At 61.4% G+C, this 11,371-nt stretch carries 13 protein-coding genes; 3 read left to right on the top strand and 10 right to left on the bottom strand.

The features are described from left to right. The coding region (locus IB235_RS22650; protein ID WP_304612852.1) for a TCP-1/cpn60 chaperonin family protein at positions 1-308 on the top strand (308 nt) is incomplete at its 5' end. Between the two features lie 604 nt (positions 309-912). Beyond that, positions 913-1,635, top strand: coding sequence for a hypothetical protein (locus IB235_RS22645; RefSeq protein WP_192338651.1), 723 nt, complete (start codon positions 913-915; stop codon positions 1,633-1,635). A 522-nt stretch (positions 1,636-2,157) separates the two neighbouring features. Here the strand turns inward: IB235_RS22645 and IB235_RS22640 are convergent. Continuing rightward, positions 2,158-2,340: an excalibur calcium-binding domain-containing protein gene (locus IB235_RS22640; RefSeq protein WP_155042401.1), complete on the bottom strand. Its 183-nt coding sequence runs from the start codon at positions 2,338-2,340 to the stop codon at positions 2,158-2,160. A 305-nt stretch (positions 2,341-2,645) separates the two neighbouring features. Between IB235_RS22640 and IB235_RS22635 the strand changes: the two genes are divergently transcribed. After that, positions 2,646-2,852: a cold-shock protein gene (locus tag IB235_RS22635; RefSeq protein WP_155042402.1), complete on the top strand. Its 207-nt coding sequence runs from the start codon at positions 2,646-2,648 to the stop codon at positions 2,850-2,852. Positions 2,853-3,132: 280 nt separating this feature from the next. Here IB235_RS22635 and IB235_RS22630 read toward each other — a convergent pair whose 3' ends face one another. From IB235_RS22630 to IB235_RS22590, 9 genes are all read right to left on the bottom strand, one after another. Continuing rightward, positions 3,133-5,139 carry a type IV secretory system conjugative DNA transfer family protein gene (locus IB235_RS22630; protein ID WP_192338650.1) on the bottom strand — a complete coding sequence of 669 codons (2,007 nt, stop codon included), beginning with the start codon at positions 5,137-5,139 and terminating at the stop codon, positions 3,133-3,135. Beyond that, positions 5,136-5,771 (bottom strand): hypothetical protein, encoded by a 636-nt coding sequence (locus tag IB235_RS22625; protein WP_192338649.1) that lies wholly within the window; start codon positions 5,769-5,771, stop codon positions 5,136-5,138. Before IB235_RS22625 ends, IB235_RS22630 begins: the two co-directional genes overlap by 4 nt. 73 nt (positions 5,772-5,844) lie before the next feature. Further along, the gene (locus tag IB235_RS22620; RefSeq protein ID WP_167620170.1) at positions 5,845-6,003 is read right to left on the bottom strand and encodes a hypothetical protein; all 159 of its coding nucleotides are present in this window, start codon (positions 6,001-6,003) and stop codon (positions 5,845-5,847) included. Beyond that, a complete protein-coding gene (locus IB235_RS22615) occupies positions 6,000-7,007 on the bottom strand; it encodes an ATPase, T2SS/T4P/T4SS family (RefSeq protein WP_192338648.1) in 1,008 nt (335 codons plus the stop codon). The genes IB235_RS22620 and IB235_RS22615 overlap by 4 nt, the downstream gene beginning before the upstream one ends. After that, the gene (locus IB235_RS22610; RefSeq protein WP_192338647.1) at positions 7,007-8,338 is read right to left on the bottom strand and encodes a TrbI/VirB10 family protein; all 1,332 of its coding nucleotides are present in this window, start codon (positions 8,336-8,338) and stop codon (positions 7,007-7,009) included. Before IB235_RS22610 ends, IB235_RS22615 begins: the two co-directional genes overlap by 1 nt. Positions 8,339-8,341: 3 nt before the next feature. Then, a complete protein-coding gene (locus tag IB235_RS22605) occupies positions 8,342-9,058 on the bottom strand; it encodes a TrbG/VirB9 family P-type conjugative transfer protein (RefSeq protein ID WP_192338646.1) in 717 nt (238 codons plus the stop codon). Beyond that, entirely contained in the window at positions 9,051-9,728 is a 678-nt protein-coding gene (locus tag IB235_RS22600; protein ID WP_192338645.1) for a virB8 family protein, read from the bottom strand. Before IB235_RS22600 ends, IB235_RS22605 begins: the two co-directional genes overlap by 8 nt. A gap of 39 nt (positions 9,729-9,767) precedes the next feature. Beyond that, entirely contained in the window at positions 9,768-10,799 is a 1,032-nt protein-coding gene (locus IB235_RS22595; protein ID WP_192338644.1) for a type IV secretion system protein, read from the bottom strand. Continuing rightward, positions 10,799-11,371: a hypothetical protein gene (locus IB235_RS22590; RefSeq protein ID WP_192338643.1), complete on the bottom strand. Its 573-nt coding sequence runs from the start codon at positions 11,369-11,371 to the stop codon at positions 10,799-10,801. The genes IB235_RS22595 and IB235_RS22590 overlap by 1 nt, the downstream gene beginning before the upstream one ends.

The raw sequence follows: 11,371 nt of genomic DNA, 5'->3' as shown, positions 1-11,371 counted from the left end.
GCCGCGCTCTGGAAGCTCCGATGCGTCAGATCGCTGAAAACGCTGGCGTCGACGGCGCTGTCGTTGCCGGCAAAGTCCGCGAGTCGAACGACAAGGCCTTCGGCTTCAACGCCCAGACCGAAGAATACGGCGACATGTTCAAATTCGGCGTCATCGACCCGGCCAAAGTCGTCCGCACCGCTCTGGAAGACGCGGCCTCGGTTGCTGGTCTGCTGATCACCACCGAAGCCATGATCGCCGAAAAGCCCGAGCCCAAAGCGGCCGGCGGTGGCATGCCCGACATGGGCGGCATGGGCGGCATGATGTAATCATCCGCTCGTCGCAAGACAGCGAAGGCCGTCCCTTTCGGGGCGGCCTTTTTGCTATGAGGGCTGTAGCGTTCGCAAACGGCCCATTCCTCCTGCACCGGCAGCCTCTGCTCTGCAGATCGTTGCGGTAGGTCCGTGTGACTGATCTGGAGAAGCAATGCGGCGGCGGCGGTACTGTAGATCTAACTGGCTGCTTTGGGCCGGGATACGATTATGCCCTTCATTGCCTGCGACGGCTTTATACCGGCAGTGTGGCACTACCGCCTAAGGGGGGCTATTCGCCGATCAGCCCCGTCTAAATGCTCTCATCGTCGCCGTCGGACCTCAGGGCGTCAGCGATCAGGTGATCGACCGTATTTTCGAAGTACGCCACCAGTTCCGCGTGCAAAGAGCTGTTCGCGTTTCTCCAGCTTGGCGCGGATGTCTTCAGATCGATTCATGTCGTTCCCCATTCCTCCAATCGGACCTGCCGCGTGCCGCTGGCCGGGTCAATGACCGAGCACCTATCCAGCGGGATAGCCTGTCGGGTCCTTGTGTCCGTCGCGATTGTTCCCTTCTCGCGGAACGGATGGTGTCGCTCAGTGCTCTGTGGCAGCATCCGGCCATGATCGAATTTCGCACGCTCGCCGATGACCATCCTGACCTCGGGCATTCGCCGCTTCTGCGAGGCGCGCTCCTGATACTTCAGTTCGCGCGAGAGCATGGTTCCATCGGCCTGACCAAGACCATGGCTTTCAAGCGTGTCTTCGTCCATTGGGCCGTCGAGCATTTCGATTGGCCCGGGAAGTCCGCCGAGGAGATGTTCCGCTACCAGAAGGTCATCAACGAATATGAGTTTCCTCCGCTCGAGCTCCTGCATTTTCTCCTGATTTCGCTGCGGCTGGGGCGTCACTACAAGGGTGAGTTTCGGATGACCAAGCGTGGGGCCGAGCTGGTAGATAGCCCCGGCCGCCTGTTTGCCAACTTGATCCCATACTTCGTGCTGCAAATCGATCACGCGTCCTACTCACGCTTCGACGACCGTCCTGTCGGCACCTGGGATATTTGGATGAACGTGATCAACATGGAAGCGGACCACGGCACGACCGAAGCCGCGCTGTTCGAAACCTTCTATGGCGAGGCCCATGACTGGCACACTGCAGGCTGGCGAGAGATGGGCGCGTTTTCGTCATGTGTCCTGAGACCGCTCGCATGGGCGGGGCTGATCAGCGAGATACGTGAAGGCGATCTCGGGAGCCGGGTCTGCCACGTCTTCAAGACCCCGCTCTGGCGCAGCGCAATCCATCTTGAAACGGACGTCCAGCTTTCTCCGATTTGCGTTCAATAGGCACGTCTTTCCGCTAGGCGAGTCGGGTTTCAGGATCGCGGAACGCAACATCGCTCCGCAGCGCGAGAGGCAGTCATTCCATTCCCGAAAACAGGCCTACGCCCCCTTGATACCCTTTTCGTTTCCCGCAAGCTGTAACCTAGGCAATGGATTTTCGCCCGCTGGTCGGCTGGGCGGGTCAGTCTTACGGGGCAGGACACTGCTTGTTGTATGAATGACCGTTTCGGTGAAGCTGCGTACGGCACCAGGGGGCGCACCCGATGACCGCAATGGGCCGGATGGACGTAGGGCGTTGCAGGTAGATCCCAATCAAACCCAGGAGTGCATTAGGCAGGACTGAGTTCATGGACAGCAGGTTACTCGACGCGAGCCTTCGCTGGCGCGGTAAATATTTCTGCTCATTCGCGATCCCGTCAGGATGTCTGCGATCAAAGTGCCACATTGATTTATGTAGAAGGCTTCGTCCAACCGCGCAGGCGCGGAAGCATTAACGGCAATCGCGGTCAGCAACGGGGAAACGCGTCAGTGGCGCAGAGATTCGCAAGCGATGCCGTCGTTGTCGCGGTCGAGCCAGTATTCGCCGCGTTTGAGCGCCGCTTGGGCTTCTTCCCAAGTACTGTAGTCGGAGCAGCGAGTGGGATTCCGGGCCTCGGCCACAGTGACGGTCGAGGCGATGAGGACGACGGCAAGGGTCAGGTGTTTCATGATAGTCTCAATTAATTCTGCCTTTCCCTTAACACTCGTCCCGGCGAGATACGTCATGGCCTTTCGGTCAGGTCGTATCTGGTGCGGCCAATGCAACCGCAGAATTTTTTGGTGCAGCCCGACGCCCCGGCTCAGTGCAGTCCGCTCCGTCTATAGTAGCAAGTCGACCATCGGGCGTTGCCACCGCGCCACAGCACTCGCAGGGGGCGGCGTCGCAGAGGCGATCAGGTTGAAAAGCCGTTTGTCGCACTGATTGTTTTGTGCGAACGAAATGGCAGTGTTATCGAAAATAGCAGGATACGAACATGGCTACGGGCGTTGTAAAGTGGTTCAATAACGACAAAGGGTACGGATTCATTCAATCCGACGCGGGAGGCCCGGACGTCTTTGTTCATATCTCTGCGGTTGAGCGCGCCGGTATTCGTAGCCTGCCCGATGGGCAGAAAGTCTCCTTTGAAGTTGAACGCGGCCGGAACGGCAAGGATAGCGCCGTCAATCTGGCGCTCATCTGACGGGAAGTTGCCGTATAGTCGTCGGGGCGGGTTCCTGCCCGCCCTCGCGTCGCCAGTACTTCGGCGTCCCGACAAGGGCAGAAACGTGCGCAGCGAATAAGGCGCGCCGAAGTAATACCATGCGTGACCAATCTTTCGCTAATATGGCGGCAGCATTGTCTTGACAGGGTGTGAACATTGGTCGCGCCCCGGATTGCGCCAAAAGCGGAATGCAGCCGCGATGGGCTCAAGCGGCGCGATCACCTCCCATGAAAATTCGGGGATGCGTCGCATCACCGGATCAGCCGCCAATCCTCCGCAGCAGTTTTTCCTCGATCCCCTGCATGATCTCGAGGGCGCGAGTTTCCTGCGGCCTCAACGCCCGCAGCATCTCTTCGGCATTCAATGTGGGGTGCTCCTCACGGAACTCCTGCAGGACGGTTTGGGCGGTTGAGGCCGTTGCGACTTCGCCTGGTTCAGGTGCTGGGGCTTGTGGGACGGCGGTTGCCGCCGCCGCGCCATCCGGCCTCGCTGCTGCGCCCCCAACAGATTCTACGCTTGGGTAGGTGATGATCCCGCGTCCTTCGATGCGCCTAGTCAGGTCCTCGACGGTTTCGCGCAAACGCCGCAGGCCTTCGCCTTCGCGCGAGGGATAGGGCAGGGGTCCCTTCTGCGCCGCCATCAATCCCTTAAAATAGGGGTCCTCATAATAGACGATGCGCTCGGCGATGATCGGATGCTGACGCTCGGGGATCAGGATGACCTTGTCGCGATCGAGCTTTTTCAGCTCATCCGGGGCCATCAATGGCCGTTCTTCGTTGCGCCGCGAAATCGAGCGGCGCAGCAAACCCGAGCCATCGCGTGAGAGACTATCGCTGATTGCGAGCTTGGTGGTCTTGCCGAGACTGTCTGAGACCTCTTCGGCGGTCTTCTTCTCGTTCGGGGCGAGATAGAGCTTGATCCCGGCCGCGGATTCGATGCCCAGGCGTTCATTCTCGGAATAGGGCGTCGATTCCAGACCGGGGATCGATTGAGTAATGATCGAGACCCGTCCGCCATGGCCGGCCAGCTGTTTCAGGGATTGGACGATGATCGGCATCGGCCCAAGCTGGTCGAATTCATCGAGCATGATTTTCACCGGCCAGGGTTCCTGGACCGGATCGGGCATGCTGGCGCGAAGCGTGGCGATGAGCTCGCCGAAGAACAGCCGGATCAGTGGGGCCAATGTCTTGATGGCATCGGCATTGACCACCAGATAGACCGCCATCGGCAAGCGGCGCAGATCGACGAAGGAAAAGTCATTGCCGCTGGTGGCGCGGTCGACGGCGGGGTTGTTCCACAGCGACAGCCCGGCCCCACTCAGCACCGAGGCATGCGAGCTGAGCGTGCGGTCGGAATAGCCGGCGAATTTGCGGAAGGTCTGGGCGGCGGAGATATGTGTCACCTCCTCGGCATGGGCGGCATAGGCGCTCGAAGTTGCCCCCTGACCGAAGAGAATGCGGCTGATCTCGCCGATGGTCGGGCGGCCGCGTTCGATGGCTAGGAGGCCTGCTGCAATGAAGAGATCGCGGCCCTCGGTCAGAAAATCGCCGGCGCTGCCCTTGTCGGAGACGGTGAGGAAGTAATCCGCGATCTTGGCAAGCTCGGTATAGCATTCATCGGCATGGCGGATGCGGGCGACGCGCTCGAGCGGGTTGTAGCGATGCGAGGGATGATCAAAATCGAAAGGCGAGAAATAGAAGATCGCATCGCCCTGGGCCTGGCGATGGCGCGAGGTCGCTTCAAAAAGCTCGCCCTTGACGTCGAGCACCACCATCGAGCCGGGAAACAGCAGCAGGTTCGGGATGGCATAGCCGACACCCTTGCCGGCCCGGGTCGGGGCGACGACCAGACAATGTGGGAATTTGTCGTAATCCGCCGCGATCAGCGCCTTGCTGGTCTTCGGTTTGCCGAGTTTGCCGAAGACCAAGCCGCGGCCAAGGGGCTGCAGGAGGCCATTGCGGCGGATCTCGGCCTTGCTCTGGAAATGCGCCTGGCCATATTCGGTGAGTTTTTGGCCAAACGACATGATCAGCGCAAAACCTGTGAGCAATGCCGCACCGATCAGACCGAGGCGATAGCCCGAGGCCCAGGGTTCTTGCCACATCTCCGGCCAACCTGGAAACGGCCGGATGAGGGTAAACATATCACCATTCAGCGCATTGCCCCCGCTTTGCAATTGCACCCAGACCCCGCCAGCCATCAATCCGAGGATCAAACCGAGACCTGCAGCCACCGGTAGAACGATCAGCAATCGAGCTACGCTCATCTCTCGCGATCCCCGGGCTTGTCTCGCTCCTCCCGGTGGAGGTCAGCCTGATCAGATGGCTGGTGCCGCCGCCCGACATAGCCTTCGAATGTCATGCGATAGTCCTGTGGGATCACCCTGTCCCAGATCTCCGAGACCTGAACGGCGGCCTCGACCGATGCTGCGGCCAGCCGCCCGGCATCGCGGGTCAGGGCAGAGATCTCGGTGCGCCCCGAACTGCGAGTGTCAGGATCATCGGCATAAGCGTAATGCCAATCGGCCCGCGCCATTCGTTTCTCGAGAATCTCGACGGTGCGTTTTTCCGGCGCAGCCGATGAGCACGTCGTATCTGCCTGCGTCAATCTCTCGGTCGCAAGGCTTGGTCGCTCACCGGGCAAATGCAGGGGAGAGGGCACGGAAAGCTGGCTCTGTACGCTGTCAGATGTCGAACGGGCGGGAGGCAAAGCCTCGTCATCCCTCTTTCGACCTGGCATCATGGTTGCCGGCATTAACCCGGCGACGTCATCCTGCATGCGGCGCTTTTCAGCTGCTTCGGCTGCACGCGCGATGATTTCTGCCCGGAGAGGCTCGGTGGCCGCCGGTGCCAGGTCGTCGCGAAGTCGCTGCAAGAGGTTTGGCCGGGTCTGCGTCATGTTATTCTACCTCAGGCGGGGATGCGGTGAATGTGAAGCGAAGGCGACCTTTGCAAAAACGGCCGCCCGGCGCTCAATAGCCAAGCCAGGCGAAGAGCTCGGCGGTCACGGTGAATTTCTCACCGAGATCCTGGCGAACCTCATCGGGATCATGACCATGGGCGCGGATAAGTCGCTCGGCCTCGGGTTCGGACAGTTCGGGATGCTCGGCGGCGAAATCCCAGCTGGTCAAGCGTCATCTCCCTGATCGTCATCGAGCCCAGGAAACCAGAGCTCAAGAATGCCGCGGTTGTGGCCGATACGTCCGGCCTGGATCACCAGATCGATCGAGCCGGATAGGTAGCGCATGACTTCGGCGAAACTGAGACGGGTACCCGTTTCCAGGACGAGAAGCGCCAGCTTGTCGAAGGCTTTGCGGGCGGTTTCGGCATGGAGCGTGGTGAAGGAGCCGCCATGGCCAGAATTGATCGCGCCGAGATAGGTGACGGCTTCGCGCCCGCGCAATTCGCCGAGGATGATCCGGTCGGGGCGCAGGCGCAGCGTCGCCTGCAAGAGCTTTTCGGGCGAACGCGACGAGGCCTCATCGCGACTGGCGACCAGGCTGACATGATTGGGCTGCCCCGGCATCAGTTCCGGCGCGTCTTCGATCAACACGAGACGCTCTTCCGGCGGGATCATCCATTGCAAGCGACGGGCAAGTTCGGTCTTGCCGGTTGAGGTACCGCCGGAGACCAGGATATTGAGCTTTTCTGCCACTGTGGCGCGCAGAAACTCATCGGGATCTCCGTCAGCTTGGATCAACGCGCGAATGGATCGGATTTTCTCCCGCCTGGCGGCCTCGGATGAGGTTTCCGGAGGCCGCAGGAAAGTAAATCGCTTCGGCTCGTCACGCGCGCCGCGGGATCGGAACAGGCGCAAGGCCAACACCGTGCCATGGGCCGATGCCGGTGGCAGCACAGCCTGGGCGCGCAAGGTGACGCCGCGAAACCGGACGGTGGCCGAGACCATCGGCAATTGTTCGGTCAGCGGCTGGCGCACCTCATTGGCGATTTGGCAGGCGAGGTCACTGACCGCAGCGGGGGCCAGGGTCAGATCCACGACCTCTGCCATATGGGCGCTACCGCTGCGCTCGATCCAGACCCGACCATCGGCATTGATTGAGATTTCGATGGCCTCTGGATCCTCGATCAGCGGCGCGAGCGGTTGAAGATAATGTTCGAGAAAACCAGCCGCCATCAGAAGAGCTCCAGATCGGTGTTCACCCGCACGATCACCACTTGACCCTGATCGAGGGTGATGGTCGGCGGGCGGCTGAGATAGCCCGCCATAATGCCGCTCAGGGCATTAGAGGCGCTCTGGCCGATGCCGGAATAGAGTTCCGTAAGGGCGGAATCGTCATCCCGATTGTCGCTGTCGCTTGCGGCGGCCTCAAGAATGCCGGGCAGCGCCCCGATCACCGAGACCATGGTAGCGGCGCCAAAACGGCTGAGCGTATGGTTTCTGACCTTGCCGCTGAGGCCGGAACGCCCGACCCGGTCACTGCCATAGCCTTCAAGCCGAACGGTCAGGCCATCGGCGCGGATCAGGCGGTCCCAGGCGATCATCACCCGGCGCTGGCCTTGGCTGATTTCATTGGAATAGCGGCCATAGAGTTTGGCGCCGCGCGGGATCAGCACCTGGCTCATATCCATCGACCACACATCCTGGCTGACATTGGCCACGACATTGCCGGGCAGGCTGGTCTCCACCGAGGTCTCAAGCGTCGCCTCGATCATCGTGCCCTGGACGATGGTATGGCCGGGATGGGCAATGTGCTCAGCCTTGGTCACCTCGGCACGTGCGGCCCCCGCACGCAGGAAGTCGGGCTCTCCGGCATTGTTCGATCCAACGCTTCCTGGCTCCATGCCGGTGGCGGAATCCTGGCCATGTGCCGCTGCGTTGCCGCCGGCGCGGAAGGCGACCATCGGCGAATTGATCTGGCGTTGACGCTGCTCGGCGGCCTCCTGACGGCGGCGTTCGAGATCGGCAAGGCGCTGCGCTTCGGCTTCGGCGGCGGCCTGATCGGGCAGACCAAGTTGCGCGGCATTCAGCAATTCTTCCTCAAGCCGGCGGCGTTCTGCTTCCGCCGCGCTGAGCGCCTGCTCCTGCTCGGCGGCCTTGGCTTTCTCAACCTCCAGCTCGGCCTGAAGCTGCTCTACCGCCGCCTTGTTTTCGAGCTCGAGACCGGCGAGACGCGCGCGCAATTCTTCGAGCGCCGGATCCGGTGCCACTGCCGGCGCGGGCTTGCGCGGCTCGCCAGTTGGCTGCGAAACCTCGGGCTGCGATCTCGTCACTGTGAAGCCCGCGAGGCCGGGATCCTGCTGGAACTCGCTGACGCTGGAGGTGGGCAGGCCCTCAACTTCTACCTTGTTCTCAGCGCGCGGCATCATTGCCCAAGCGCCCATGGCCGTGCCGATGACGAGCGTTGCCGCAGGCAGCAAATAGGGCCGGAGATTGCGTGTTGTTCGGGGCGGAGCTTTCAGCCGGGCCAGTCGGGCCGCGACCTTATCATCCTCTTCCTCGGCCATGGCTCACTCCTCCCGGCCGGTGACGCAGATATGGTCGTCGCCATAGCGCAGCACCCAGCGCTCCGAGCGCGCCGAGGCGGTGATGATCTCGCCCTTGGTCTGGCTGTTGACGGAATATTCGCGACCCTTGCCGTCGACCCGAAACAGCGAAGGCATCGGGGCACCGGGCGGGATCTGGAAATAGGTTTTCTTGCCATCGTCCGAGACACCGATCGGAGCAAAATCCGCCCCCGATGAGCGTTGGGAGACCGCATAGCGCATCTTTTTCGGCGGCGCGGTCGGCAGCGCACGCACGTTTGGGGCGGCGCGGCTGTTGCGACTATCGCTGGGGGTATTGAACTTCACCGACCAGTTCGGCACCGCCCGGCTTTCCGAGACCTGCAGGAAATAGAAGCGGCGATTGGTCTCGACGGTGACATTGGTCGAGGCGCCCTCGATCACCGGCTTGATGGTGAAAACATTGGCACCCTCGAGCTTGTCGATCTGGAAGCTCTCGAGATCACCGGCTGCGACCGAACGGATCTCCTCGCCCTGGCCGAGCTCGATCAGGGTGATGTTCCGGATCCGGGTCGAGACATGATAGACCTGTCCCTCGACGAAACTGGCATAGGTCACCCGGGCATCGCGCGATCCGGCTTTCGGTCGCACTTCCGCCGTAGCGGTGAGGGGCAGGGCGGTCAGAAACACAAGGGCCGCCGCGCTGTGGAAAAACCTATTCATCCTTCTGGGCCTCCAGAGAATCCGAGCTGACGCGATAGCCGGTGACGACGAAGCCGAACGGGTTCTGCCAGACCAGTTCGAGCGCACTCTCCTGCGTCGGCTGGAAACGGTAGCTCACCGTGGCGGTGAAATTCCCCAGCCGCTCGGGCTGGTTCGGTCGGGTCAGCGTCTTCACGAAACGCACCTGGGCCGTGCTGTCATTGACCTGATTGATCGAGAGCACCTCAAGCTTGACCCGGCCGGCCTCGCCATAAAGCGTGGGCGGGTAATGCGGGTTCTTGCCATCCCAGAGCGCCTGCAATGAGGCCTGCGCCTCGCCGGTCGATTGCCGCCAGGTGCGCAACATCCGGGCCTCGTTGTCATTTGGATCATAGGTCTCGCGGTCGAGCACATAGCCGTAGAGCAGACTTTGCGTGACCGCATCGGCATGTTCCATCGTGGCGCGTTCGACCTCGACGGCGCGACTGGCGATGCCGGTGTCGCGATCAACAATGGTCAGATAGGCTTGGGTCTGCTTGAGCGGCAGCAGGGCCAGCGTGGTCGCAAGGCCAAGCATGCCGCAAGCCATGCCGCCAACCGCCACGAGCCAGGCCAGCTTTTCCCGGCGGGTCGGATCGATCAGGAGCTGTCTGGCGACAAGCTTTCTCTCTTCAGACAAGGCGTCTGTCATGGATCTCTCCCGAGATGGAGGGGGCTGGAACCTGCGCGCCTAGTTCCTGCGCATGAGGTCGAGAGCCGCGAGTTTCTGGCGCAGCGCCATGCCAGCCTCGCGGGCCGAGCGCTGATGCGGAGTGGATTTGCCATCAGAGGTGCCCGAAGGCAGGCCGGACAGCCCGGCGAGATATTGCTTGGGATGGGCGAGGCCATGGGCGCCCATGGCATTGGCCCCGACCTGGCTTGGCCGCTGCAGCGAGGACCCGGCGAGGCGCATGGCTTCGGGAGCAATGGAAGCGAGGTTCATCTGGCCGGTAATGTGGTTGGCGGCTTCCGGGATTTTCATCAGGGCGAAGATCCCGACAAAGACCACGACCATGAAGCCGGCGAGGCTGCTTAAATTGTCGACTTGAGTTTGATCTTGAAACTGCTCACCGGCCATCGCCACGACGGCGGCAATCACTGCCGAGGCCGCAATCGGATACATCAGGTAGGAGACGAAGGAGGACAGCCAGGCCTCGAACAGCGGCTTGGTACGGTTGAAGATGGTGAAGATCATTGCCAGCGGGGCAACGCCGAGCAGGAAGGCGATCATGATCTTGGCGAAACCGACCACCAGCACATAGACCGCCATCAATATGGCGAGAATGAGAAAGAAAAGGGCCCCGAGTACGCCGCGGGTGATCGAGCCCATGCTCTTCATCACGCCGTCTGCGGTATCGCCCATGTCGGCGGCAAATCCGTCCATCGCCGAATTGATGTCCGCCCCGGACCCGACAGCTATGTCAAAGAAGCTCAGCGCCAGATTGCCGCTGGCTGAGGTCAGCGCATCGTAGAACGCGCCGAAATTCGCCCAGGAGAAAGCGAACATGTAGACGAGGACGATCCGTGTCACGATCTGCAAGCTGTCCCTGGCACTCATTCGATAGATGCCGAGCGCCATATTCATGCCGATGAGCAGGAGGAGTAGGGTAACGAATATGGTCCATAGCGGGCCGACGGCGGCCGCGGTGCTCTCGAAAAACCGCTCGCCGGTCGCCTTCACGCTGGCGTCGAGCGATTGGATGATATTGGTAACAAGGCCCATCAGAAGGTCCCGCCACACATTGCTTCGACATCTGCACGGAGTTTGCGAGCACGGCTGATATAGTCCCGACCGGCGGTGTGCCGGTTCCAGTCAACGCCCTCACTTGCTTGCAGCTCTGCCTCGATTGCCTCCACGGCTGAGAAAGGCGCAGTTTTGCCTTTACAGGTGCAATCGCCGGTGTCGAGAACCCGCCGCATTTGGGCGTAGACATAAAACATGCGTCGAGCATAGGCATCGGGCGAAGCCGCTTTGAAGGTGGCCGATACCACCTCGGGTAGCTTGTCGCAGCTGCTATATGGCACGTTCTCGGTCAGTGCCTTTGGGATATCCTGAGGTTCGGATTGCGGCGACAGGCGCAAAAAATCCTGATCGCTCCTCTCCGCCTGATCGCCGGACCCGAAATCCGGCGCAGCTTCATCCACCAGGTGATCCAGCGCGGCGAAGGGGTTTTCTGCGGGTGTCTCCATCTGCTGCACCGGATCTTGTCCCTGTGCCCGCCATGCGGGAAGGGCGATGACGGCAGCCAGGGTCAAAGCGAGGACAGCGCCCCCGATCAGGATGCGACGGCGCAT

Source organism: Paracoccus sp. PAR01, from assembly GCF_014851995.1.
Classification (GTDB): Bacteria; Pseudomonadota; Alphaproteobacteria; order Rhodobacterales; family Rhodobacteraceae; genus Paracoccus; species Paracoccus litorisediminis.
This window is presented reverse-complemented; position numbering and strand designations above follow the sequence as displayed.

Coding starts and splice junctions, on each gene's coding strand:
- IB235_RS22625 (WP_192338649.1), bottom strand. CDS start 5,771: ATGACGCAGACCCGGCCAAACCTCTTGCAGCGACTTCGCGACGACCTG.
- IB235_RS22610 (WP_192338647.1), bottom strand. CDS start 8,338: ATGGCCGAGGAAGAGGATGATAAGGTCGCGGCCCGACTGGCCCGGCTG.
- IB235_RS22595 (WP_192338644.1), bottom strand. CDS start 10,799: ATGGGCCTTGTTACCAATATCATCCAATCGCTCGACGCCAGCGTGAAG.
- IB235_RS22590 (WP_192338643.1), bottom strand. CDS start 11,371: ATGCGCCGTCGCATCCTGATCGGGGGCGCTGTCCTCGCTTTGACCCTG.
- IB235_RS22640 (WP_155042401.1), bottom strand. CDS start 2,340: ATGAAACACCTGACCCTTGCCGTCGTCCTCATCGCCTCGACCGTCACT.
- IB235_RS22605 (WP_192338646.1), bottom strand. CDS start 9,058: ATGAATAGGTTTTTCCACAGCGCGGCGGCCCTTGTGTTTCTGACCGCC.
- IB235_RS22630 (WP_192338650.1), bottom strand. CDS start 5,139: ATGAGCGTAGCTCGATTGCTGATCGTTCTACCGGTGGCTGCAGGTCTC.
- IB235_RS22635 (WP_155042402.1), top strand. CDS start 2,646: ATGGCTACGGGCGTTGTAAAGTGGTTCAATAACGACAAAGGGTACGGA.
- IB235_RS22615 (WP_192338648.1), bottom strand. CDS start 7,007: ATGGCGGCTGGTTTTCTCGAACATTATCTTCAACCGCTCGCGCCGCTG.
- IB235_RS22600 (WP_192338645.1), bottom strand. CDS start 9,728: ATGACAGACGCCTTGTCTGAAGAGAGAAAGCTTGTCGCCAGACAGCTC.
- IB235_RS22645 (WP_192338651.1), top strand. CDS start 913: ATGATCGAATTTCGCACGCTCGCCGATGACCATCCTGACCTCGGGCAT.